Annotated in this window: 22 protein-coding genes and 3 pseudogenes; 8 read left to right on the top strand and 17 right to left on the bottom strand. The window is 40.3% G+C overall.

The window, feature by feature from the left end; genetic code table 11:
- A complete protein-coding gene (locus tag ACQVGS_RS00690) occupies positions 1 to 1869 on the bottom strand; it encodes a beta-glucoside-specific PTS transporter subunit IIABC (RefSeq protein ID WP_106019865.1) in 1869 nt (622 codons plus the stop codon).
- A gap of 157 nt (positions 1870 to 2026) precedes the next feature.
- Between ACQVGS_RS00690 and ACQVGS_RS00685 the strand changes: the two genes are divergently transcribed.
- From ACQVGS_RS00685 to ACQVGS_RS00665, 5 genes and pseudogenes are all read left to right on the top strand, one after another.
- Positions 2027 to 2737: a GntR family transcriptional regulator gene (locus tag ACQVGS_RS00685; RefSeq protein ID WP_151174651.1), complete on the top strand. Its 711-nt coding sequence runs from the start codon at positions 2027 to 2029 to the stop codon at positions 2735 to 2737.
- 68 nt (positions 2738 to 2805) lie between these two features.
- Positions 2806 to 2964 (top strand): hypothetical protein, encoded by a 159-nt coding sequence (locus tag ACQVGS_RS00680; protein ID WP_010332572.1) that lies wholly within the window; start codon positions 2806 to 2808, stop codon positions 2962 to 2964.
- A 240-nt stretch (positions 2965 to 3204) separates the two neighbouring features.
- On the top strand, positions 3205 to 5130 hold the full coding sequence (fbp, locus tag ACQVGS_RS00675) for a fructose-1,6-bisphosphatase (protein ID WP_491830706.1): 1926 nt from the start codon (positions 3205 to 3207) through the stop codon (positions 5128 to 5130).
- Positions 5131 to 5623: 493 nt separating this feature from the next.
- Positions 5624 to 5698 (top strand): annotated as a pseudogene (locus ACQVGS_RS00670) (hypothetical protein); the annotation flags it as partial.
- Between the two features lie 86 nt (positions 5699 to 5784).
- Positions 5785 to 5983 (top strand): annotated as a pseudogene (locus ACQVGS_RS00665) (UTRA domain-containing protein); the annotation flags it as partial.
- 441 nt (positions 5984 to 6424) lie between these two features.
- Here the strand turns inward: ACQVGS_RS00665 and ACQVGS_RS00660 are convergent.
- The 9 genes from ACQVGS_RS00660 to ACQVGS_RS00620 all read right to left on the bottom strand — a co-directional run bounded on the left by ACQVGS_RS00660 (position 6425) and on the right by ACQVGS_RS00620 (position 16350).
- Positions 6425 to 7090, bottom strand: a complete 666-nt coding sequence (locus tag ACQVGS_RS00660) for a hypothetical protein (protein WP_491830704.1) — start codon at positions 7088 to 7090, stop codon at positions 6425 to 6427.
- 346 nt (positions 7091 to 7436) lie between these two features.
- A complete protein-coding gene (locus ACQVGS_RS00655; RefSeq protein ID WP_491830702.1) occupies positions 7437 to 9629 on the bottom strand; it encodes a DUF3732 domain-containing protein in 2193 nt (730 codons plus the stop codon).
- Positions 9626 to 10141, bottom strand: a complete 516-nt coding sequence (locus tag ACQVGS_RS00650) for a three component ABC system middle component (protein WP_231104825.1) — start codon at positions 10139 to 10141, stop codon at positions 9626 to 9628. The genes ACQVGS_RS00655 and ACQVGS_RS00650 overlap by 4 nt, the downstream gene beginning before the upstream one ends.
- Positions 10142 to 11305, bottom strand: a complete 1164-nt coding sequence (locus ACQVGS_RS00645; RefSeq protein WP_491830699.1) for an ABC-three component system protein — start codon at positions 11303 to 11305, stop codon at positions 10142 to 10144.
- Between the two features lie 642 nt (positions 11306 to 11947).
- Positions 11948 to 14143 (bottom strand): RNA-directed DNA polymerase, encoded by a 2196-nt coding sequence (locus tag ACQVGS_RS00640; protein ID WP_491830697.1) that lies wholly within the window; start codon positions 14141 to 14143, stop codon positions 11948 to 11950.
- 305 nt (positions 14144 to 14448) lie between these two features.
- Positions 14449 to 15021, bottom strand: a complete 573-nt coding sequence (locus ACQVGS_RS00635; RefSeq protein ID WP_491830695.1) for a hypothetical protein — start codon at positions 15019 to 15021, stop codon at positions 14449 to 14451.
- A gap of 13 nt (positions 15022 to 15034) precedes the next feature.
- Positions 15035 to 15577, bottom strand: coding sequence for a hypothetical protein (locus ACQVGS_RS00630; protein ID WP_491830693.1), 543 nt, complete (start codon positions 15575 to 15577; stop codon positions 15035 to 15037).
- 42 nt (positions 15578 to 15619) lie between these two features.
- Complete coding sequence (rlmH, locus tag ACQVGS_RS00625) at positions 15620 to 16099, bottom strand: 23S rRNA (pseudouridine(1915)-N(3))-methyltransferase RlmH (protein ID WP_255002517.1); 480 nt, start codon at positions 16097 to 16099, stop codon at positions 15620 to 15622.
- 80 nt (positions 16100 to 16179) lie between these two features.
- On the bottom strand, positions 16180 to 16350 hold the full coding sequence (locus ACQVGS_RS00620; RefSeq protein ID WP_003236479.1) for a CxxH/CxxC protein: 171 nt from the start codon (positions 16348 to 16350) through the stop codon (positions 16180 to 16182).
- A 184-nt stretch (positions 16351 to 16534) separates the two neighbouring features.
- Here ACQVGS_RS00620 and ACQVGS_RS00615 point away from each other — a divergent pair, with 184 nt between their 5' ends.
- Positions 16535 to 16948, top strand: coding sequence for a hypothetical protein (locus ACQVGS_RS00615; protein WP_476965801.1), 414 nt, complete (start codon positions 16535 to 16537; stop codon positions 16946 to 16948).
- Between the two features lie 32 nt (positions 16949 to 16980).
- Here the strand turns inward: ACQVGS_RS00615 and fdhA are convergent, their stop codons facing one another.
- From fdhA to ACQVGS_RS00585, 6 genes and pseudogenes are all read right to left on the bottom strand, one after another.
- Positions 16981 to 18207: a formaldehyde dehydrogenase, glutathione-independent gene (fdhA, locus tag ACQVGS_RS00610; protein ID WP_106019875.1), complete on the bottom strand. Its 1227-nt coding sequence runs from the start codon at positions 18205 to 18207 to the stop codon at positions 16981 to 16983.
- A gap of 62 nt (positions 18208 to 18269) precedes the next feature.
- Positions 18270 to 18440, bottom strand: coding sequence for a hypothetical protein (locus tag ACQVGS_RS00605; RefSeq protein ID WP_024123503.1), 171 nt, complete (start codon positions 18438 to 18440; stop codon positions 18270 to 18272).
- 193 nt (positions 18441 to 18633) lie between these two features.
- Positions 18634 to 18882, bottom strand: coding sequence for a DUF2651 family protein (locus tag ACQVGS_RS00600; protein ID WP_101859660.1), 249 nt, complete (start codon positions 18880 to 18882; stop codon positions 18634 to 18636).
- Positions 18883 to 18900: 18 nt separating this feature from the next.
- Positions 18901 to 20064 (bottom strand): YycP family beta-propeller protein, encoded by a 1164-nt coding sequence (locus ACQVGS_RS00595; RefSeq protein WP_106019876.1) that lies wholly within the window; start codon positions 20062 to 20064, stop codon positions 18901 to 18903.
- Between the two features lie 9 nt (positions 20065 to 20073).
- Positions 20074 to 20811 (bottom strand): YiiX/YebB-like N1pC/P60 family cysteine hydrolase, encoded by a 738-nt coding sequence (locus ACQVGS_RS00590; protein WP_491830688.1) that lies wholly within the window; start codon positions 20809 to 20811, stop codon positions 20074 to 20076.
- 179 nt (positions 20812 to 20990) lie between these two features.
- Positions 20991 to 21434 (bottom strand): annotated as a pseudogene (locus tag ACQVGS_RS00585) (GNAT family N-acetyltransferase).
- 109 nt (positions 21435 to 21543) lie between these two features.
- On the opposite strand from ACQVGS_RS00585, the gene rapG reads away from it, so the two are divergent.
- Both rapG and ACQVGS_RS00575 read left to right on the top strand, forming a co-directional pair.
- Positions 21544 to 22641 (top strand): response regulator aspartate phosphatase RapG, encoded by a 1098-nt coding sequence (rapG, locus tag ACQVGS_RS00580; RefSeq protein WP_491830686.1) that lies wholly within the window; start codon positions 21544 to 21546, stop codon positions 22639 to 22641.
- Positions 22642 to 22758, top strand: coding sequence for a Phr family secreted Rap phosphatase inhibitor (locus tag ACQVGS_RS00575; RefSeq protein ID WP_010332587.1), 117 nt, complete (start codon positions 22642 to 22644; stop codon positions 22756 to 22758).
- 40 nt (positions 22759 to 22798) lie between these two features.
- On the opposite strand, the gene rocF is transcribed toward ACQVGS_RS00575, so the two are convergent.
- Positions 22799 to 23689, bottom strand: coding sequence for an arginase (rocF, locus tag ACQVGS_RS00570; RefSeq protein ID WP_127696238.1), 891 nt, complete (start codon positions 23687 to 23689; stop codon positions 22799 to 22801).
- Positions 23690 to 23713: the final 24 nt, after the last annotated feature.

Here is a 23713-nt window from a genome sequence, read left to right as displayed (position 1 = left end):
CTAGCTTACGACTGTAAATAATTTTTGGTCTAACGCACTTACTTCAAGATCCTCGATGAGAATTTCCTGATACGCATGTGAATTCGTGATGATGACTGGGGTAATCGTTGTTAACCCATTCTGTTCAATGAGTGCTTTATCAAACTCAGCAAGCACCTCGCCTTTTTTGACTGTATCTCCCTCTTTCACCTTTAAGGCAAAAGGAGTTCCGTCTAACGTCACTGTATCCAGCCCGATGTGCACAAGCAATTCAACACCAGAGGTTGAACGCAGACCGATCGCATGCTTTGTAGGCGCGACCATGACGACGGTTCCGTCAAACGGAGCATAGAGCTTATTATCGGATGGCTCGATCGCCAAGCCTTGTCCCATGGCACCTGAGCTGAATACCTCATCAGGCACCTTAGAAAGCGGAATGACCTTGCCGCTAAACGGAGCATATACGGTTTCTTCATTTGCCTGTGCCGTTTGAAGACTTTCCTTTTCCGGCTGTGCAGCTGTATCATCACCATAGCCAAAGATCTGAATCAGCACAACAGGAAGAATCACCGCAATCGCAGCACCGATTAAAATACCCCAGATGGACGTCGGGAATTGTTCATTGATGCCATTCACGATCGTCAGAGGTCCCGGAAGTCCGGCATACGCAAAGTAATACGGATTAAAGAAACTGGCCGTGATGGCTCCAACCGCCCCGGAAATACAGCCAAAGATAAACGGCTTCTTAAATCTTAAGGTCACACCGTAGATCGCCGGCTCAGTAATGCCAAACAGTCCGGTCACCCCAGCTGACACACTGACTTTTCTCGTTTCCTTATTTCTCGCCTTTAAGATAACGCCAAGCACTGCGCCAACCTGTGCAACCACCGCAATCGTTTGATACGCCTGGAATGAATCCCGTCCGTATAGATCATAGTTCGCCAATACCATAGGCGTAATGCCCCAATGTACGCCAAAGATCACGATGACCTGCCAGAATGCGCCGATGATGGCTCCAGCCAAAGCCGGCACGTTTTCCGCCAAGAAGTTGTAACCGTTCGCAATCCCATTTGCGCCTAGCGTTGTCACAGGACCAATAAGGACAATTGTTACTGGCACCATAATGACCATACATAGGAAAGGAACAAATAACGGTCTGATCACTTCGTTCATTCTCTTATTCAAGAATCGTTCAAGGTAAGACAACATCCACACTAGAAATAATGGCGGCAGCACGGAAGATGTGTATGTCGTTTGCGATAAAGCAATCCCTAAGAAGGAAATGCTCTTTCCGTCTGCGATTTGAGCTGCCATCTCCGCCCATGTAGGACTGACTAACGCGGCACAGCACGCTACAGCGATATACGTGTTGGTCTTAAAATGCTTTGATGCCGTAATCGCGATAAAAATAGGCAAAAACGTAAACGGCGCCCATGATATGAAACTAAAAACCTGATAAGTTCCCGTTTTCTCAAAGCCATCAAACAATAAATTAATGATAATTAATGCACCTTGCAAAATACCGGCCGCAGCCAAAATGTACACAAATGGCGCAAATACCGCTGACATGGTTGCGATAACACGGTTCAGGATCGTTCCTTTATTTTCGCTCTGTTCATCGGACAGATCAATATTGACCAGCTTCGAAAACGCTTCGAAAACGTCCCCTACGTGCTGTCCAATGACAATCTGAAATTGGCCGCTGTTCTCCACGACCGTAATCACGCCGGGCATGGATTTTACGATATCCTTCGCTTGCGGCTTAGACCGCTTTAGCACCAAGCGAAGCCTGGTAGCGCAGCGAGAAGCCCCTATCACATTCTCTTCCCCGCCTACGGCCTCCAAAATGTCTTTCGCTAGTCTGGTATAATCTCTCACATTCCCCGACATTTTCACCCACCCCTTTATTTTGGTTACGCTTTCATTATAATTGTACCGGTATAATTTATCAATACTCTAACAAAGTATTTATACCTTTATCATTTCTGTAAGCGGTTTATGCTATAATTTTGACAAGTGAAACTAAACGAATGAATGAGGAATGCGTATGTTAAAGTACCAGCAAATCGCAGCGGAAATCGAAAAGTATATAGAAGAACACGAGCTTAAACAGGGAGATAAGCTGCCAGTGCTAGAAACCCTCATGGCCCAGTTTGAGGTCAGCAAAAGCACAATCACAAAGTCTCTGGATCTACTGGAACAAAAAGGCGCGATCTTTCAGCTCAGAGGAAGCGGCATTTTCGTCCGAAAGCATAAACGAAAAGGCTACATCAGCCTCCTGTCGAATCAAGGATTTAAAAAAGACCTCGAGGATTTCAATGTCACCTCAAAGGTCATTGAGCTGGACGTGAGAAAACCAACACCGGAAGCGGCAGAAAACCTCAACATCGGACTTGATGAAGACGTCTACTATGTCAAAAGGGTCCGCTATATCAACGGACAAACCCTATGCTTCGAAGAATCCTATTACAACAAATCCATCGTGACGTACTTGAACAAGGAAATTGTGTCTCACTCAATCTTTCATTACATCCGGGAAGGATTGGGACTGAAGATTGGCTTTTCTGATTTGTTTCTTCATGTGGGCCAGCTTAATGAGGAAGAAGCGGAGTTCTTGGGGCTGAAGGCTGGACTGCCCAAGCTTTATATAGAAAGTATTTTTCATCTGACAAATGGGCAGCCGTTTGATTTCTCGAAAATCTCTTATCATTATGAGCAGTCGCAGTTTGTGGTGCAGGCGAATAGTTTTTTGTTGTAGGGCAGCTGCATCTTGCTTCTAATGAAAAAACACCCCTCTTCTTTCATCAACTATGGAAGGTGGTCGACATGTACAAAATCATCATTCCTGCAATACTAGCCATCTTCGTACTCTGGATTCTATTACAGATTTCACTAGAGATGAGCATCTTTAAGAATCCAATGAATTACTTTATCGTATTCATTATCTTTTTCCTCTTTATCAAGATGGCGAAAGAAAAGCATTGAACGGCTATAGGAAACCAGATTTGTACTGAAATCTGGTTTTTTTGTGTTTCACTTTATTCATCCATTTTATACGCACTCATTTCGCCGCCCTCATTCCCTCATTTTCATTGTCTCTAAAAGGAGTTATGCGGTACTATCATATAAAGGTCCAATGATGAAAAATAATGACATACTTTTAAATTATCCTGATATGCACATGCTCATAAATAGGGGTTTATTCTAAAAAGGGGATGGATGGTTTTGGAAAGCAAGTACTTAGATTTACTCGCACAAAAATACGATTGTGAAGAAAAAGTGGTAACGGAAATCATTAATTTGAAAGCGATACTCAACCTGCCAAAAGGCACCGAGCATTTTGTCAGTGATTTGCACGGGGAGTATCAGGCATTCCAGCACGTGCTGCGTAATGGTTCGGGACGAGTCAAAGAGAAGATACGCGACATTTTCAGCGGTGTCATTTACGATAGAGAAATTGATGAATTAGCAGCATTGGTCTATTATCCGGAAGACAAACTGAAGTTAATCAAACATGATTTTGATGCGAAAGATGCGTTAAACGAGTGGTATAAAAAAACGATTAACAGAATGATTAAGCTCGTTTCTTATTGCTCCTCGAAGTATACCCGCTCCAAACTGCGTAAAGCACTGCCTGCCCAGTTTGCTTATATTACGGAGGAGCTGCTATACAAAACAGAACAAGCTGGCAACAAGGAGCAATATTACTCCGAAATCATAGACCAGATCATTGAACTTGGCCAAGCCGATAAGCTGATCACCGGCCTTGCGTACAGCGTTCAGCGACTGGTGGTCGACCATCTGCATGTGGTCGGCGATATTTACGACCGCGGACCGCAGCCGGATCGGATTATGGAGGAGCTAATCAATTATCATTCTGTCGATATTCAGTGGGGAAATCACGATGTCCTTTGGATCGGTGCCTACTCCGGTTCCAAAGTATGTCTGGCTAATATTATCCGTATCTGTGCTCGCTATGACAACCTGGACATTATTGAAGATGTGTACGGCATCAATTTAAGACCGCTGATGAATCTGGCCGAAAAATATTACGATGATAATCCAGCGTTCCGTCCAAAAGCAGACGACAACAGGCCAGAGGATGAGATTAAGCAAATCACAAAAATCCATCAAGCGATTGCCATGATCCAATTCAAGCTTGAGAGCCCGATTATCAAGAGACGGCCGAACTTTAATATGGAGGAACGGCTGTTATTAGAGAAAATAGATTATGACAAAAACGAAATCACGCTAAACGGAAAAACATATCAACTGGAAAACACCTGCTTTGCGACGGTTAATCCGGAACAGCCAGATCAGCTATTAGAAGAAGAAGCAGAAGTCATAGACAAGCTGCTATTCTCTGTCCAGCATTCCGAAAAGCTGGGCCGCCATATGAATTTTATGATGAAAAAAGGCAGCCTCTATTTAAAATATAACGGCAACCTGTTAATCCATGGCTGTATTCCTGTCGATAAAAACGGCAATATGGAAACGATGATGATTGAGGATAAATCGTATGCGGGCCGTGAGCTGCTCGATGTATTTGAACGATTCTTGCGGGAAGCGTTTGCCCACCCGGAAGAAACCGATGATCTGGCGACAGATATGGCTTGGTATTTATGGACAGGCGAGTATTCCTCCCTCTTCGGAAAACGCGCCATGACAACATTTGAGCGGTATTTCATTAAAGAGAAGGAAACGCATAAAGAAAAGAAAAACCCGTATTATTATTTACGCGAAGACGAGGCAACCTGCCGAAACATCCTGGCAGAATTCGGCCTCAATCCAGATCATGGCCATATCATCAACGGCCATACACCCGTAAAAGAAATCGAAGGAGAAGATCCAATCAAAGCAAACGGAAAAATGATCGTCATCGACGGCGGCTTCTCCAAAGCCTACCAATCCACAACAGGCATCGCCGGCTACACGCTGTTATACAACTCCTACGGCATGCAGCTCGTCGCCCATAAACACTTCAACTCCAAGGCAGAGGTCCTAAGCACCGGAACCGATGTCTTAACGGTGAAGCGATTAGTGGACAAAGAGCTTGAGCGGAAGAAAGTGAAGGAAACGAATGTCGGTGAGGAACTGTTGCAGGAGGTGGCTATTTTAGAGAGTTTGCGGGAGTATCGGTATATGAAGTGAGTGAATATAAGGGTTAGAAGATGATTATATACTCCCCTAAAGGTAGACAAAAAATATTTTTGCCTTGGGGAGTTTTTTCATGACTGGAAAATGGTACTCAAAAGAATTCATAAATAAACAGACTTTCAGAATGTATGAGGGAAATTCTTCGGGGAAAGAGGTTACGAATAAATACGGCATCGCACCGAAACAATTCGTGAATGGAAGACATTGCACAACATAGCCGGAGTCGGCGTTGAGAGTCCGGAATGTTCTAAACAACATAAGTTCTACTCTCGGAACTGAAAACGCGCTGCCATTATGGACTTCTTATCCGGACGCTACTCTCAGAGAGATATCAGAGCTTTATAATGCTTATAAAGCGTTAAAAGATAACAGGAGAGGGAGGAATCGTTTTATGACCAAACAGAAGAACGTTATTAGAAAAACCTTGCTTCTCATAAAGATAAAGAGGACCACTTTCCATTGTTACTAACTATGGAAAGTGGTCGAAATGTACAAAATCATCATTCATGCAATACTAGCTATCATCTTTCTTTGGATACTATTACAGATTTCACTAAATATGGTGAAAGAAAAATAAACAATAGTTTACTTCCAACAGCTGTGGGAAACCAGATTTTTTTAGAATCGTGCCTTTAGGATTAAAATTGGTTTTTATATTTGTTTCTCCATGTGAGACAGCTTAATGAGGAAGAAGCGGAGTATTTGGGACTGAGAGCTGGACTATCAAAGCTGTATATATAGAGAGTATTTTTCATCTGAACAATGGGGCAGCCGTTTGATTACTCGAAGATTTCTTATAATTATGCAGTCGCAGTTTGTTGTGCAGGCTAATAGTTTTTTGTTGTAAAGGTTAAATAGAAATTATCTTTTTGAAAGAAATATTAGGAAAAATCCAGTGTCAAACAACACATCGAATTTAAGGGATGGTAAAATAAGTCCTTGCACATCTATAACCAATGTCTAGCACAATGCCATTGAGCGATTACCAATAAGATGACGCCGCTGTACCATATCGGCGTCATCAAGGTAATTAAATATAACATACTGGTGCATCCACCATGACCAGTGGACAATGACACTTCCTTTTAGGTTCCAACTTTTCAGCTGGAGAACAAGGTATGATGTTAACTATATCTATGACTAGGAGGAAGAGCCCTGATGAAAGAATAATGTTAACCAATTAGTCCGTTATCCCCTTTTGTCACTTTTGGATTTCTGTAATATTTAACATATTCCCCGATTAATTACTATCCTTTATATGATATAAAAGTCTATAATTTTAGTATTACTACTTTGCCTGATAAATGTCGAAAACTACATAAGGAACTCCAGCATCAATTGTATGATCATATGTATATAGATGATCATTACTATTTTCACATTTTCCTAGGGTGCGCTTAATATTATTGTCATAATAAATATAAACTTTCCCATTACAGATAGGACAAGTGCCATATTTTTTTATTTTATATATGTCACCATCTTTATCAATTAATTTAGGGGTCTTTAATTTGTAAAATACGCCACTGGTTTTTAAATCTAAATACTTGTGTTTATTATCAACAGCATATATAAGCAAGGAAACAGCACATAAAATAAATAAAAATGTAAAATTAGATTTCGTGATCAAATAATCTATTATAGTTACTAATGCAGATACAATTGATAAGAAACCTGCAATTTCAAATTTACGCTTAAAACCATTTAATCCACCAATAACTTTGCCATCAATTTGTTCTCTATATCTAACAACTAACTCATCGTTTTCATTAATAACATTAATATTATCAATATAGACATCTTGTTTTCCGTTATTTCCCACCCCGACATTTATACTATTGTCTCCTGTTGTTATCGTATTAACAATATTATTGTTCTGGGCAATAGCATGACCACAAAAAGGGCAAAAAGTATAAGAGTTAATTATAGATTTTCGACATGTTTTACACTCCATTTATGACCCCCACCGTCAATATTTATAAAGTATTTCGATGTACACTACCCTATAAATCACTCTCAGGGCATTTACACTAAGAAATCTTATTGAATTAAAAAACTCTTTCTAGTTTATAGCAATTGCTACTGCTAAACTTGCAGACAATAATGCATATATTCATCTAAGCTATATCACTCTGCAGGACCAGATGCTGTACGGAAACGATTTTTGGACAGTGCTTGAAAGTTATGAACAGAAATATCTTAATTATTGAAAAAACTGCATTCTTTACCCTTCTCAAGACAGCTGTTTCTACAAAATTGATGTTATACAATATCAAAAGGTAATAGCCACTGTTTTGATTCTACATTGTTAATTCTAGTTTAATATTCAAATCAAAATCAATAAGTCCAGAAAAAAGTAATTTTTTATTATCACCTAATAATTGAGCATTAAACGAAAGGCCCTTTTCTTCAAAGATAGCATCAATTATTTCAATGCTTCCTTCTTGATACCCGATCTCTCTTTCAAATGAGGGTTTAATTATTGTTTCAAGCAAGTCTTCTGCTGCAAATTGCGCATTTGAATTCTGACCTAGCAATTCAATTGGCATCTCGTCATTCCAGTGCCAAGGTATTAACTTCCTTCCATAACGCCACCTCTCAACGATGTTCACATTCTCAAGATCACCGATTACATCTTTACCCGCATGCTCACTAACAATTACTTGTAGTTTTCCATTTGTTCTTTTAATTCCAGAGGAAAGGGCTTTGAATACCTTACTTACAGCTTGAAGTTCCTCATACTCAGAATCTGAATCAGTTCTATCAGGAAAATGAGTTTGACTAGGTTGATCAATTGCTAAAAGACTCGGAACATATGGTATATCCTGACTAATAAACAATTCATGTAACGCTAGTAATGTCGCAATATGATAACCTAGCCAGTTAGCACCACTACCAATCTCACGCATCCAAGCCGCTCTACCTTTATCATCTATCACTCGTATCGACAATTTGTTGGTATCGAGTTGAATTAAGTCACCCCCCGTTTCCAAATCCAAAATGTTCCCATAATGTCCTGCAAATCTTGAAAACTTAAACAAAGCAGTTTCTTTCCTTTGGGCGAAAGCTTGAAGATCTACAGACTTTAACAACTCAGCCTCTTCCTCTTTTAATGTAGCTATTTCATTTGCAAATGTACCCTCATCACTCAAAGATTTATGTAAATTAATAAATTCTGTGAGTCGTCCAATGTACATCGCACGTTGTTCCCTTGTTGCTTGCATTTCTTCAGTTTCTTCCTGTAAGTACTCTCGTTCAGCTTTTACTTGTTGTAGCTTTGATTCCTTAGCAGCTATTTGTTTTCGAAGTTCTAATTCTTCAGCGTCTAACATGGGGGGAACAAGCTCAATTGCTTTCCATTGAGCCTCAACTTTTTTAGTTGTTTCAACAAGTTTTTTAAGTTCTTTAGCATGGGTATTGGTCTCATTTCCACATAATGGACATTCATGTTGAGATACCAATTTTTCGACAAGCCAAGAAGTTGAGGAAAGCCGATCTTTTTGTCTTAAAATATTCCTTTCTGAGGTTGCTCTAGCTAAAGATAGCTCTTTCAATTGAGTGAGCCTAACACGTAAAGTAGTTATTTCTGCCTTAAGGGTACTTTCCTCTTCACGCAAAGATGAAAGTTCCTCAGTATTTAAGTCATGTCCATCTGCATCCCAGTAGTTGGTGTCAGATTTCCACTTTGAGATTAAATTTTTTAGTCTTTCGAACAAAACCTTTGTATTTGTGTCTTTGATACTCAATGCGGGAATAAATCCATACTGACTTGCTGCGATATATCTCCCTCTTACTTCCCCTGAAAAATTTTCAATATTAATTTTCAGTGCTTCCAATTGACGTTGTTTACGTTCGATCAATCTTCTTACTTCTTGAAGTCGATGTTGTTTGATCAATGTCTCAGCATCTACAACCCCTAATACAAGAGGAAATATTTCTCTAAGCTTTCTGGCATGTTCTTCAATATCTGCTTCGAAAAACATAGTCTCATTATTTGCAACAATCCTTTGTGGCTGAAACATAAACGCAGTCATATCCGAAATAGATGCCCTTCCTTTGTAACCACTACCTGACCCGTTAAAGTCAGAGTTCGACTGAGGAATCTGAGCATGTCTTTCTAATATTCCCTTTGCCTGATCACGATTAGCATTTTTCTCAGGAAAATCCGGAATAGTAATAGGAGCTCCTTCTAAGATAAAATAATTATCTGTTGAATCCTGCTCTAGCGGATCTCGCCTTGCGAACAATTTTTCTCCTTCAACGGTACTAAATAACAGTCCATACCAAGATGAGTATTTCCTTATTGGACCGATTTTAGGAATTGAACAACCTTTTGACCCTAAGCAATAATCTATGATTTCGATAATCGCAGATTTCCCACTACGACTAGAACCTGTTATATAATTAATCGCCCCAGGTTTAAATTCTAAAACTCTTGGGGCTTTATCCACTTTTTTCGACCAAATTATTAACTTCAATATTGAAAAGTTCATTTTAAAGGCTCAACCCCTAACACGGTCAAATATTCAAAATCAGACATTCCGCCAGCCCATATCCCTAGCTTATTTGCTGCCTTCAATATTTCTTTAGTTTCAACTGAAACATTCTTGGGAAGCTTGAATGGTAGTGAAGAAGAGAAATAACCTTCTTCAAGAGCTATTAGCTTAGACGCAATTGCTATATTTAAAGAGCGAAATGTCCTTTCCTCCATAGCCTGCAATCGTGAATTAATATCAAATACTGCTTCGTTTTGTGCTATAGAATTTTTTATGTCGCGATCTAAGATAGATCGCAAACCTGAAGCTTCTCTCCTCTTAAGAATCATTTTCCTGCTAGTTTCTTGATAAACAAGAGGAAGAACACTAACTAAATGCCACAGTGTTAGTAATCTCACTTTTTCTGACTGCCTAGATAAAAAACCTTGTGAGAATGCCCAAAGTGCACTTGCTCCAAGTGCAGGGTTTTGCATTATCTCGTATTCACGAAGTAATGTTCCCATCATCATTCATATTCCTTTCGATAATGATTTAAATTGTGGATGCCAACCAATAACAGGTTCCTGCTTTTCGGTGAAATGAGCCAGTGCATGAAAGTTACCGCTAGTAATGGTCTTTGGCATAATTTCATTATGAATATAACTATCCTGCTCTAGCGTTAAGTCCAAACATTCCTGACCTTTGAGTTCATCTGTCTCAAGTGACTGTCTAAGTGCTCTTCTTCGTGCGGTTGCCCATGATTTTTTGAGATCTCTTTCGTATAGCGTAAGTGCTGTTTCTGAAACCGCATTTTTATCGGTCCAGATAATTCTTGTATCTTGAGCATGAATATAATCTAAAATAGCTTCCCTTATTGACTCCTCATCAATACTTATCCAATCTAGTTGTTTAACAAAACCATGTGACTCATATCTGCTAATATCAACATTTGAATCAAAAGGTACTACAAGCGCCGATAAGCGTGCTACTGACACCCTTCTCACTAACCCTCTGAGCTCTTTATCAAAATCTTCCCGTCTTATTCTAGGCTGGTGTCCAGTTTGAACTAATTCCCTTATCTTTCTTTTTACCCATCCGCCCATCTGGTCAAAAAGACTTATTTTTATCTCAGGCTCAAATACTCTAATGGCTTGAATCTCTTCAAGATTACCTCCAAATTTAGGGCACATATTATCAAATACTAAAATTTTTATTAACATTTTCTTTAATAATTGGTCATTTAATTTTTTTAATGTACTACCATATGGAACCAAATCTTCTCTTAGTGTTGTGATCATATTGCGTAATTTATCGCAGACAACTTTTGAAGACTTTTCATCTACGGCTTCTTGTATGCTCCGAGCAAGGCATTTTTTTGACAAAGTTCCATTTGTCACTAAATGGAACTCCGCATTATTTAGAATTGCGGGATCATTCACGACTAATTCAGCCCATATATGTAATGTTTTCCATAAAGCCACACTCCGGTCTGACAATGGTGATCCTGTATTTACGGTAGATTTGTCTTGTTCATATATTTTCTTTCCACTAACCTTGTGAACACTGACATCATCTATATCCTCAACCCCTATTTCAATAACATCGACTTCTGATTGAAATAGTCTATAGGTTGCTCGGTCAAATTGATACATATATCCTAATGCCTGACCTGAAGCAGAATGGTCTGTAGCCATTTTTATCACCTACCAATCTAGGACTCTTGTAGTAATTTGACATTTTTATTGTGATTTCCTTCTTCTTGCTTTTTCTTAGACTTAAATTGCGCTTATTATATGACCTTAGAGAGCAAATCGCCAAGTACCTTTCAGAAGGTCGGGACTTGGAGTATTGTTTACGCTAATTACAAGAAGTCTTATTGACCAAGATAGTGATGGACCAAGGAGTTCCAAATTGGGAAGCTACTCATATGCTAAGATAGTATACGGATTTAAACCGTTTGCTTTTGCTTTTGCTTTCTCCACCATACTTTAAATAATAGTGCTACTCTAGAACCTTGCGAATAGTCAGTTTTTTTCTTTTATGCTCTAGAATGCATAAAAGAAATTATGTTCAGCCGACAACCAAGTCATAAACAGCACCAGAAAAACTGGTGCTAATTATGACTAATGGGCAAGATAAATATTATGTAAAGCTTATAAACTATCAAGAAAATTGAGGATATCACCACAGATTATTGTAAAAGCCTTAATACTTAAAGGGTCCTTGGTAATATTACATAGAGCCTAGTATGCGACTTAACAAAATATTTACCCCATACATAAGCCTCTATTCACTTATGATAAGGTTCACCGTGATGTATCTAAATGAGAAAAAACTCAATACTCTTCTTCAATTATATATCTTCTAATGTTAGACGCTTTGTTTACATTTGTTGTTAAGAAATAAAAGAGCCAGTTGGTATCATTCCCTTGTACCGTAGTTGCTTCAGGAACTTCCTCTATTTCTTCTTCCGTTCCTTCAGCTTCCTCTGTGTCTTCTTCCGTTCCTTCAGCTTCCTCTGTGTCTTCTTCCGTTCCTTCAGCTTCCTCTGTGTCTTCTTCCGTTCCTTCAGCTTCCTCTGTGTCTTCTTCCGTTCCTTCAGCTTCCTCTGTGTCTTCTTCCGTTCCTTCAGCTTCCTCTGTGTCTTCTTCCGTTCCTTCAGCTTCCTCTGTGTCTTCTTCCGTTCCTTCAGCTTCCTCTGTGTCTTCTTCCGTTCCTTCAGCTTCCTCTGTGTCTTCTTCCGTTCCTTCAGCTTCCTCTGTGTCTTCTTCCGTTCCTTCAGCTTCCTCTGTGTCTTCTTCCGTTCCTTTAGCAGTGTTTATTTTATTAATTTCATTCTCCAACTCAATATTCAATTCCTCTATTAAATCACCTTTTATTGAAAAAGAGTATTCTTCAATTACTTTTGACATAATTTCCTCTGATTCTAAGGTCTTCATATTAGTTTTATAGTGTTTAAGGCATAAAGAAATGATTGACTTTTTTACTTCCTCTAACACTCTAGAGTAAGTCGGGTCAACAAATGATACATTGTTATTCAAAAGCTGTTCAAAAAACTTGTCATCTTTAAAATGTTGATTATTTTTGTCTTTACCTAGCCAACCATGAAAACAGCACTCATAATAGAAGAGCCAATTACTATCATAAAGACTCTCTTCTGTAAGAAGTGTTTCATAATATGAAAAATCTGAATCCCCATTTAAAAGGTTCTTTGAATTTAATATCATTACCAATATATTTATTATTGCATTATCATTCCTTAACAATAGCTTACTTACATCTTCGTCTATAGAAATATCCAACTTTGCGGCAAAACTAAGAGCCCATGATACCTCAAAGTCATTTCTTAACTCCACATTATCTTTAATAAGAACATTAATAAAGCTTTTTATCCTTTCATTGTTTAATGGATATCCCCTATATTTATACCCTTCAATAGTTTCAAATACTGTAGGTATAATTGATGAATCTACAAGGATGGATTGTAATAGTAACGATTCAAATATATACCAATTCTCTCTATATATCACAACACCCCTCAAAACTTTTACTGCATAGTTTAAAATTCCCTTTTCATCTGATTGAATCTTATATCTAAAAGCTGTACTAAAGAATTCTTTTATATCCGTACGCTGCAGATTTATTGATTTTCTCTTATCCTTTTTATTTCTTCTAAATTCATACTTTTTAAAGTAATATAACCACTCAGATTCCAAAACTTGCGGTATTTTAATTACTTTAGTCTTTGAATTATTTAAATCTAGTCCATAATTTTTTAGGATTTTATTTAAAATATTTAGGGCTCTTTCAGCTTCTTCTGATGAGCTAAAATAATATTCCATGTCATCTGTATATCTATAACCTACTAAACCATCGCCATATTCTCTTTTAAATTCATCATCAATTGTTGTACCGACTATTTCTTGTATTATTAGCGATACGACTGGACCAATAGGAATTCCTACAGTTTGTCCATCCTGTAGATTCCTTACCAATCTATCAATCACATTACCAAAGTACCCATCATCTCTAGGATTTGCTTTTGCAATCTCTTTAGTGTGTAGTGCCCACGGAATAGAGTGAGTGTAAATACTTGGATAATATCTTGTAATATCAGCTTGTAAAATATACCTTTTTAATACAAGGTTATGTATCCTTCTATTAATCTTCTCAGACATTTCATATTTTGGTTCTATTCTATCCTCAGAAATTTGTGGAGTGGTTAAAGAAAATTGTGACTTTGAAAAGTGTGACTCTAAATTTACCCATTTATCTTCAATTAATCTCGCTAACAATATGTAATGCAGGGGGTGTGGAACCGATAAAATTCTCCTGAAGTTTTCCGTTTTTGGTATTGAATAATCTATTAGTTTACACCATTTGTTTAAACCATCTTTTGATAGTCTGGATTTTGTTAATTCAAGTTTATCTATATTCTCACTTAAAGTAGTAGATTTAAATTCACCTGGTATTTGACTAGCAAAATATCCCGATGATATTATTTTTTTTGCAATTTCCTTTTCTTCTGACATGTTATCACTTCCAATTTAAGTTCTACTTTTAATCCGTTGGTATATGCTCTTCTAATTCTTCCTTAATTTCTATCAAACGCTTAGAAGCTTAATTTACAAGAAAAAGACCTTATGACACGCCAAAGGAACGGTGGGCAAATTAGGTATTTTAACAATAAAAGATACTTAGGTGATGAGTTTCGTCCCTTAATAGTAAACTTGTCCTAATATTCTATCATATTAAGTAGGCTATAAAAATTAGCAGATAGGTAATTGGATATAATGAACTTTTCTTAAAAGAATAAATCTGCAACTTACGTATAATTTTAGGGATTAATAACCATGATATTCAGATTGCTTAAACGTGGAAACACTTTAATGTTATTATCTACCATATTCATATGTAATTCTTGTTCATAACCTGTACTCTCTAATACATATCTTCTATATTCTATATTTCTCCCGTCATCCATTAGGTACTCTTCACTGTTAGCAGGTTTAAGAAGTCCTATATACTCCTTTGTATTGATATCTTTTACTGCAATAAAATTATATACTGAATTAAAGAATTCTATAGTTTTAGATTCTTTATCATCACTAACCAATATTATCTTATACTCATTTTCTAAATTACTTTTCTCGAGTTCAACAAAATGGATGGAGTTTATTATATTTTTCAATTGTTTTACGTCTTCATAGTTGTCAAACACTAAATGAGTGTTAGGATTATAGATTCTATTAGATACATAATTATTGTCATTTGATTTATAATAACTCTCAATAAAATTAATTGATTCTTGGTATAGTACATAACAATAATCCAAACAACCTTTGGTTATATCTAACAATTCTTTTTCCGAGTAAATATTACTTTCTTTTCTGAATTTTGGAGTGGTCAAATTTTTTTCGCCATTATCTTGCTTGGGTGTATATTTGAAACCTATGCTTAACAACATTATTTAAATCTGAAATAAATTTATACTCCGAACTCCCCGTCACATGATTTAAGCTAGTGATAAAACTTCCAGTATACTCTGGAAATTTGGCTAACTTATCGATTACCTTATTGATAGTTACTTGTTTTATTGGTAATGCTTGGTTAGCAAATAGTGCCGAATTAAGCCATTGACCAAATGTATCAAAAAAACTATGTAACGTGCTGAAAATTTCAATGGTCAGTTTATCTATGACGACATTTCTTGCTACAGGTTCACCGAAATAATCCAAATTATCTTCAGAAGGAGCATGCAATGTCACAGACCCTCTTTCTACAACACTTTTAAAGATTCTATCTCTTTCCTCATCAAAATTATTAAATTGCTCCAAGCATATATTTCCTAAAGCTTTAAAACTTATTTCAGCTGATGCTAACTTGTATTGACACGACGTTAAGAACCGAAGACTATCCAATATTTTTTTATCTTTCAAAAGTTTTACTAGTTCATAATTTGACATATAAATACCCCGCTTTCGAATATTCTTATAAAAAAACCTCATTTACTTATGGTACGGTTCCCCACGATTAATCCGAAAAGCCCGATAAATCTGCTCAACTAGTATGAGACGCATCAACTGATGAGGAAACGTCATTTTCGAGAACGAAAGCTTGTCATCCGCTCGCTTCATCACTGCGTCGCTCAATCCGAGTGATCCGCCGATGACGAAGGTGACTTTGCTTTTTCCATAAGTAGCCAGCTTGTCTATTGTATCGGCTAGTTCTTCGGATGTTTTCATTTTTCCTTCGATGGCGAGGGCGATGACGTGGGCGTCGGGGCTGATTTTGGATAGGATGCGGTCGCCTTCTTTGTCTTTTATGATTTTCATGTCCTGGTCGCTTAGGTTTTCCGGCGCTTTTTCGTCCGGGAGTTCGATGATGTCGATTTTTGCGTAGGCCGAAAGTCGTTTGGTGTATTCATCAATGCCTTGCTTGAGGTATTTTTCTTTTAGTTTTCCGATTGTCACAATATTGATATTCACAGGTCATCCCCACTTTAGAAACAAGTTATTCATATATGTTGTCCACAATTGTGGATATCTTTTCTGTATTTTGTGTAAGATCATTCGTTCCCCACTATATATACTGCGGGGTCTCCACATAATTCACAGGCTGTGGATAAACTGTTAGTATGTTCGATTTTTCTGATTTCGGGCGGCAGCTCGTGGTCGTCTATGTACATATCCAGCACGGTTTCGATGTGTTCTTCACAGGAATAATACGTTTGTTTCATGTTCAAATCCTCCGATGGTTTCTTGCATTTTTGCAAATATTCTCTTCCCAATATAACCTATTTATTCACATGTTAGTAGTGCTTCGGGCTGAGTTTTATCCACAAATCGACAAACAAGCTGTTGATGACTCTATTTCGCTCGTATGTTAGTTTGGATGTAACCGATGTTTGGGGAGGTCTGCATGTGCGCTTCAGATGGGTTTGGCTTTTTGTGATCATGTTGCTGCTTGCTGGGTGTCAGCCGTCTTATTGGGTGTTAGAGAAGGATCGGATCGGTGAAGGGAGTTCCGAGCTAGAATTATACGCAAATTACCTTCAAACACATGATGATGTGAAAGGATACCAAGTCTTCACCATATCAGAAGGCAAAAAAATGGTCGTGGTCTCTCTCGGAAGCAGCGAGAAGGATAAGAAGCTTGAGGTGTCAGACGTCAAATTCTCGCCTAAAGAAACGATTGTAACTGTGAAGCGAAAACCTGCTCTAAAAGCAATTGAGAAGAACCCTTATATTCTGATTGGACTGGACAAAATCGAAGGGGATTTAATCGTCCAAGACGAATCAGGAGATCGATTTGAAGAAACCGATTATCAGCAATAAAGCCGGCGTTCGATTGAACCGCCGGCTTTTTTTTATTTCAATGCTCCATGCGGATCAATCACAAATTTCTTCGCCGCTCCTTTGTCAAAGTCGCTGTATCCTTTTGGCGCGTCGTCCAAAGAAATGACAGTGGCGTTGACGGCTTTTGCGATTTGCGCCCTGCCGCTGAGGATCGCTTTCATCAAGTTGCGGTTGTATGTCATAGCGGGTGTTTGCCCGGTGACGAAGGTGTGGGCTTTGGCCCAGCCGAGTCCAAAGCGGATTTTTAAAGAGCCTGTTTTGGCGTCCGCATCCTTTGCACCGGGATCTTCGGTCACGTATAAGCCTGGAATACCGAGACTTCCTCCGACCTGGGTGACATCCATGATCGAGTTCAGTACGGCGGCCGGCGCTTCTCCTTGGCTGCCGTGTCCGGATGCTTCAAAGCCGACACAGTCCACTGCGGCATCAACGGTTGGTTCACCTAGTATTTGTTCAATTTGTTCGCCGAGGCGGTCGTGTTTTTGCACGTTGACCGTTTCACAGCCAAAGCTTCTGGCCTGTGCCAGTCTGTCTTCATTCAAATCGCCTACAATCACTGTGGAAGCGCCAAGGAGCTGGGCGGAGTGCGCGGCGGCTAAGCCGACAGGTCCCGCTCCTGCGATATAGACAGTCGATCCCGTTTGCACACCCGCTGTGTACGCCCCGTGGAAACCGGTCGGAAAAATGTCGGACAGCATGGTTAAATCAAGAATTTTCTCCAACGCCTTTTCTTTATCCGGGAATACCAACAGCTGAAAATCAGCGTACGGCACCATGACGTATTCAGACTGGCCGCCGACCCAGCCGCCCATATCGACGTAACCGTAAGCCGATCCCGGCCGGTCCGGATTGACATTCAGGCACACATGCGTTTTCTGCGTTCTGCACATCACACAGCGTCCGCAGGCAATGTTGAAAGGAACGGAAACAATATCGCCTTTTTTGATAAATTCAACATCCCGCCCCGTTTCAATGACTTCTCCCGTAATTTCATGCCCGAGCACCAAGCCGTCAGGGGCCGTTGTGCGACCTCTGACCATGTGCTGATCGCTTCCGCAAATGTTTGTGGTAATCACCTTCAAAATCACCCCGTGCTCACATTTCCGGTTTACATTCGCCTTCGGAACGCCGGGTCCGTCCCTCAAGATTAACTCCGGATAGCCGATATCCTCCACCGCCACGTTTCCTTTGCCTTTGTACACAACCGCTTTGTTTCCTGTCAACGCCATTCCTCCCATTCATGTCTTTGGACTTTGCGTCCTTGAACATGACTTCGGTTCGGCATGACCCTTTCCCTTTTTCACGCCTGCTTTTTCTGTATTCTTACAACAACAAATATGCCAAGAAAGCAGCCGATAATGGTTCCGATGAGGTCAAACCAGTCCAATTTTCCTCCATTCAACAGGAACACAACAACCGCCGAGATGATGCCGATGATAACTGCCAGAAGAATGACCCGTTTGGTGCGCATATGCTTCCTCCTTTATCTGCATCCATTTTATATATTCATTTTACAGTAATTAACACCTGTTTGCTTGAAAAGGCCATTCGAGATTTATAGTTTTGAACCTCGTTTAGATGGAGGCTGGACAACGTTCTATTTGATATGTATCAAATTGCACAACAAAAAAAAGAGACTTCACAAGTCTCTTCATAAACAGCGGTCAGTTGAATAATAATTTCCTGAGAAATAATGTGACAACACTGGCTGCTAATGCAATTGCAGTATAAAGCACAACCCAAAACATGAATGAACTGTTGCCAGAGGCTAACGTAAACAACAATATCAAACTCGCAATAAAGACGATGAGCGGACCAATCCAAACTTTCTTCCATATGAAATAACCCGCTGCACCAATTACGCCTGACATCATCGGAAAAACAAAAACGATAAGCAGTATAACGGCTCCCAAGTCGGAACCCCCTTCACCTTAAAGATCCTTCATCACCTCAAAATCATACAGCTTCAAATGACTCTTCGGCGCCACAATCTCCTTTACCTTCCCGATCTCTTTTTCCTTCAGTTTCTTTCCAGTTTTCAGGCTGTATTGTTCAATGTATGCAGGCTGGTTGTAGGTATATGTGAAGAAATAGAGGCTGCTGCCTTTTTGTGTGATTTCTTTAAAATCGGCCTTCATTTTTTCTGGGGAAAGGGCGAAGGCAATCCGGCTTTTTCCTGTCTTTGCATCGATCTTGTATACCTTTCCGAAGCCGTCAATGAAGTACAGGTGCCTATCATAAGAGAAAAAGCTGTTTTTGAAGCTGAAGGGCATGGAGCTGTATATTGTTTGTTCGTCGTTTTTGTATTCGGCGATATTGTAAAGCTTCACCTTGCCGTTTTTCTTATTGATTTTCACCATTTGATAGAGATTGCTGGCTTTTTGCCCCCGAACCATCACATATACAGCTTGATCGTCCGCAGCAAGCTGAGACTCGATTGAGGCTCCTTCCCGATACTGCCATTCCGTGATGGCGTGATAGGTAAGCTTCTTTTGATCGGCCTGAATCTGAAGGAGCTGATAGCCTTTCTCGTCGTCTGTCGGGACAAGTGCGTAAATGGCGCCACCGTGAAAACCGGAGGCTCGGATGTAGTAAGGAATGACATCTTTTTTCCACTCTCCGTTCATCTGGCGGTACAGCTCTGAGCGGTACCCGTCTCCCTTTTTGTCGTAGCCGGAATTGTATAGGGTATAAAAACCATCCGTATTTTGCAGAAAGCCTGCGCTGTCTCCAGTGTGCTGATAGGCTCTTTTATGGGAGCTCAGGCCGTCTTTGATCGTGAAAATCGTGTTTTTGTCCTCCAGCATCACACTGTCGCCGTGAACCTTGGCTGAGCCCAGCTCAAGGCCCTTCATCTTAAATGACGACAGCGAACCGTCTTGGCTGATAAACAGGGCATAGCTTTTCCCGCCGCCGAATGCATCTTGATCCGCTGAGGTTGAGAAATACAGCAGGACTTCTTTGTCGTTCAGAAAATCAGGGTCTCGGAGATCCTGCTGACTCACGGCTATATGGCTTTTGAGAGGGGAAACGAAGACAACTAATGCGATTCCTGCGAGCATCAGCAAGGCGATGGTGATCATCCACTTTTTCATATCCGCTCCTTAATGAATCGTCATGACGGTTGTCGTATAGGAAGAACTTGTGATGTCGCGCGGGTAAACGCCTAACCCTTTATTGCTGTCGATATCAATGCCGGCTTTGAGCAAAAATGCGGACCATAGGAGCTTTGAACAGTTTTTGGCGCCGTCATGGCCGGTATTTCTGTTATTGACGAAGTTAAATGAGTATGGGTCGCCGACTCTTGATACCGCCCAGTCGGCAGCGGATGTTTTGTTAGATGAGGTGACGTTGACTGTCTGTACGATGGAGTTGTCTTCCACGTCTCTGGCATTATAAGCAATTTGTCTGACGCCGTCGCTTGGAACAGATTCAACAATTTTGTCAGCGGCGGAGTACATGCCGACGTGGCCATGGTTGTAGTAGGCTGTGTAGGAGTTGGTGTAGTAGATGTTTCCTTTCGAGCTTGTGGGAAGTTTTTTCGTACCGGATGAGCCGCCCATCACGGACATGCCGCTTTCCTTGGCGAGCCGGTCTCCTTCTGCTTTATCGGCGGTGATTTCATTGTAAAACTGTTTGAGAATGACATCGGTCTTTACGCGCTGCTGTTTGGCAATCTGGCTGGCGGATTTTGTGATTTCTTCTGGGGTCGTGCCTGGCTGAAGCGCTGCAATTTCTTCAGCATAGTTCGTGGCCTTTACAGCTTTGACGGGAGAAATAAACAGGCCGCCGCTAACTGTAAGCGCTACCAAAATAATAAACATTTTTCCCTTAATACTCATAACATCTCCTCTTTTCATGTGTGTTAGGAAAGATGATTTCCTTTATCATCATTATATTAGGGAAATGTGGAAGGTAACTAGGTGATTTACAGAATTTTTAGAAATCATTTACAGGAAGGTTGTCTCACAAAAAAAGGCCTTCCCCAGGCCTAGAGCTTCTTACTCCTGATCACATCAGTCTAATGAAATCCAGTCCGCTCATACAGCCGCCTTGCCATCTCATTATGGGCAAATACGTGAAGAGACAGCTTTCGAATGCCCATGTTTCCCGATATCTCACTCATCCAGTGCGTTCAAGGCTTGCTTCGCAAAACCTTTTCCCCGATATGATTCATACAATCGAAATCGTAAATAAACGCTTCCTGCTGCGGGTGTTCCGGTTCTGCGTGAATCCAGAGCCAGCCAGCTGTTTCCTTACCGTTCAGGATAATACTCCACAAATGGTGATGATGCGTGTGCAGCCCATTCGGAAGCAAATCAGAAAAAGTCTGTTTGGACAAAAGCATGGCCTCTTCAGGGAGCCACGATCCTGCCTTTATCTTTTCTTTTGCATAATGCTTAGTCGTGTATGTCAGATAGGTTCGAAAATCTTCGATCTGCATGGGGGTTAGCGTGATGGTCATATAGCTTCTCCTTTATTTATTGACTAGAGGATTTTACATAAAATAGAAAGAGGTGTTACTATCAAGATAAGCAAATAGATTGATAAATGAATAGAGAAGGGAGTTTCAAATGAATAAGATTGCACCCGCAGAAATCGCTAACATGCTCAACGATTGGTACCTTGCGATCAAGAAACATGAAGTTGAAGAGTCCGCCCGTATCTTTGAAGAAGTGAAGCCTTTATTGGATGATATGGAAGAGGATCAGGAGGTGCTTGCCTACTTCTCCTTATTAGAATTGCGCCATAAAGTATTGCTTCATGAAGCGAGAGGGCTGGGCTTTGAGCATGAGGAGTCTCCTCATATGAATGCTACGTCAGACATGCTGAAATATTACTTTTTTCTGTTTGAAGGCATGTATGAAGCCTATAAAAATAATTACGAAATTGCCATCGGGCTCTATAAAGAAGCGGAGCAGTATCTCAGCAACATTCCCGATCCGATCGAAAAGGCCGAATTTCATCTGAAGGTCGGCAAGCTCTATTATAAGCTGGGACAAAATATGGTGTCTCTCAACCATACACGGCAAGCGGTCAAAACGTTCAGAGAAGAAACGGATTACAAAAAGAAACTCGCCTCCGCGTTAATTACGATGTCAGGCAATTTTACCGAGATGAACCAGTTTGAAGAGGCGGAAAGCTATTTGGATGAAGCCATTCGCATGACGAGAGAATTAGAGGACCATTTTTTTGAAGCCCAGCTTTTACATAACTTTGGACTTCTCCATGCCCAAAGCGGCAAATCAGACGAGGCGATCTCAAAATTAGAAGAGGCGTTACAGAATGAAGAGTACGCCCGATCTGCCTATTACTATCATTCTGTTTACTTGCTGATACGAGAGCTGTTTAAGACCGAAAAGAAAGAACAGGCCCTAGCTTATTACCAAAATTTGAAGGAAAAATTAAATACTGAGCCGAATAAGATATGTGAGGCAAAAATTGATATTTTATATGCCATTTACGCAGAAGGAGGTCATGCGGAAACGTTTCACTTATGCAAAGAACATATGGATGTGTTGATGTCGGAAAGAGAATACGACAGTGTAAGAGAACTTTCCATTTTGGCTGGCGAACGGTATAGGGAAAATGAGCTTTATAAAGAAGCTGCCCACTTTTTTTATGAAGCGATACAGATTGAGGAACTCATTAAACAAACGGAGGTTATGTAAATGAAAAAGTTTCTAATTGGCGCAGGCGTTGCAGCAGTGATTTTATCCGGCTGGTTTATTGCAGATCATCAATCACACTCACAAGAGATGAAAGTCGCTGAGAAAATGATTGGATAATAAAGAAAACCCCCGCTGGGATGCGGGGGTTTTCACATGTCTACAGCAATTTCTTCCCTAGCAGGGATTCTACTAGCTCTACCGCTGTTCTTCCGGTTTTGTTTTCATGATCAAGGATCGGGTTGACCTCAACAAATTCAGCTGAGGTAATGATGCCTGCATCATACAGCATTTCCATAGCCAGGTGGCTTTCGCGGTAGCTGATGCCGCCGACGACAGGGGTTCCGACACCCGGTGCGTCGTTTGGATCAAGTCCGTCCAGATCGAGGCTGAGATGGACGCCGTCGCAGTCTGATAAATAATCAAGGGTTTCTTCGATCACCTTTGTCATGCCGAGGCGGTCGATTTCGTGCATGGTGTACACCTTCATGCCGCTTTCCTTAATATACTGGCGCTCTCCTTCATCAAGTGACCGGGCGCCGATAATGACAACATTTTCCGGTTTGATTTTAGGCGCATATCCTTCAAGGTTCACCAGTGACTCGTGTCCGATGCCAAGGCTGACGGCCAGCGGCATGCCGTGAATATTGCCTGAAGGTGATGTTTCAAGCGTATTCAGGTCACCGTGTGCGTCATACCAGATGACGCCGAGCTTATCGTAATGCTTCGCTGTACCTGCGAGCGTGCCGATCGCGATACTGTGATCGCCGCCCAAGACAAGCGGGAATTTTTTCTCTTCAATTACGGTGTTCACCTTTTGAGCGAGCTTTTCGTTTCCTGCCAGTACGGAATTTAGGTTTTTCAGTTCTTCATCGTTTTTGATCTTTTCACGGCTGATCGGAATGTCACCGAGATCTTCAACCGTATAACCCATTTCTGACAGCCTCTCAATCAAATGGGCATACCGGATGGCGCTTGGTCCCATGTCCACTCCGCGTCGTGCTTGTCCTAAATCCATTGGCATTCCAATAACCGAAATCGTTTTATCCATCTGTGATTCCACCTCAACATATAA

The organism is Bacillus sp. SD127 (assembly GCF_058566445.1).
The sequence above is the reverse complement of the archived record's forward strand: the minus strand, read 5'-3'. Positions and strand labels throughout refer to the sequence as shown.

What these genes read in the sequence shown, in the direction of transcription:
- ACQVGS_RS00595 (WP_106019876.1), bottom strand. Translation starts at nt 20,064, where the DNA reads ATGAAAAAGTGGATGATCACCATCGCCTTGCTGATGCTCGCAGGAATC.
- rocF (WP_127696238.1), bottom strand. Translation starts at nt 23,689, where the DNA reads ATGGATAAAACGATTTCGGTTATTGGAATGCCAATGGATTTAGGACAA.
- ACQVGS_RS00685 (WP_151174651.1), top strand. Translation starts at nt 2,027, where the DNA reads ATGTTAAAGTACCAGCAAATCGCAGCGGAAATCGAAAAGTATATAGAA.
- ACQVGS_RS00630 (WP_491830693.1), bottom strand. Translation starts at nt 15,577, where the DNA reads ATGTCAAATTATGAACTAGTAAAACTTTTGAAAGATAAAAAAATATTG.
- ACQVGS_RS00650 (WP_231104825.1), bottom strand. Translation starts at nt 10,141, where the DNA reads ATGATGATGGGAACATTACTTCGTGAATACGAGATAATGCAAAACCCT.
- ACQVGS_RS00680 (WP_010332572.1), top strand. Translation starts at nt 2,806, where the DNA reads ATGTACAAAATCATCATTCCTGCAATACTAGCCATCTTCGTACTCTGG.
- ACQVGS_RS00620 (WP_003236479.1), bottom strand. Translation starts at nt 16,350, where the DNA reads ATGAAACAAACGTATTATTCCTGTGAAGAACACATCGAAACCGTGCTG.
- ACQVGS_RS00690 (WP_106019865.1), bottom strand. Translation starts at nt 1,869, where the DNA reads ATGTCGGGGAATGTGAGAGATTATACCAGACTAGCGAAAGACATTTTG.
- ACQVGS_RS00645 (WP_491830699.1), bottom strand. Translation starts at nt 11,305, where the DNA reads ATGGCTACAGACCATTCTGCTTCAGGTCAGGCATTAGGATATATGTAT.
- rapG (WP_491830686.1), top strand. Translation starts at nt 21,544, where the DNA reads ATGAATAAGATTGCACCCGCAGAAATCGCTAACATGCTCAACGATTGG.
- ACQVGS_RS00605 (WP_024123503.1), bottom strand. Translation starts at nt 18,440, where the DNA reads ATGCGCACCAAACGGGTCATTCTTCTGGCAGTTATCATCGGCATCATC.
- fdhA (WP_106019875.1), bottom strand. Translation starts at nt 18,207, where the DNA reads ATGGGAGGAATGGCGTTGACAGGAAACAAAGCGGTTGTGTACAAAGGC.
- ACQVGS_RS00575 (WP_010332587.1), top strand. Translation starts at nt 22,642, where the DNA reads ATGAAAAAGTTTCTAATTGGCGCAGGCGTTGCAGCAGTGATTTTATCC.
- ACQVGS_RS00655 (WP_491830702.1), bottom strand. Translation starts at nt 9,629, where the DNA reads ATGAACTTTTCAATATTGAAGTTAATAATTTGGTCGAAAAAAGTGGAT.
- ACQVGS_RS00660 (WP_491830704.1), bottom strand. Translation starts at nt 7,090, where the DNA reads ATGGAGTGTAAAACATGTCGAAAATCTATAATTAACTCTTATACTTTT.
- ACQVGS_RS00640 (WP_491830697.1), bottom strand. Translation starts at nt 14,143, where the DNA reads ATGTCAGAAGAAAAGGAAATTGCAAAAAAAATAATATCATCGGGATAT.
- ACQVGS_RS00590 (WP_491830688.1), bottom strand. Translation starts at nt 20,811, where the DNA reads ATGAGTATTAAGGGAAAAATGTTTATTATTTTGGTAGCGCTTACAGTT.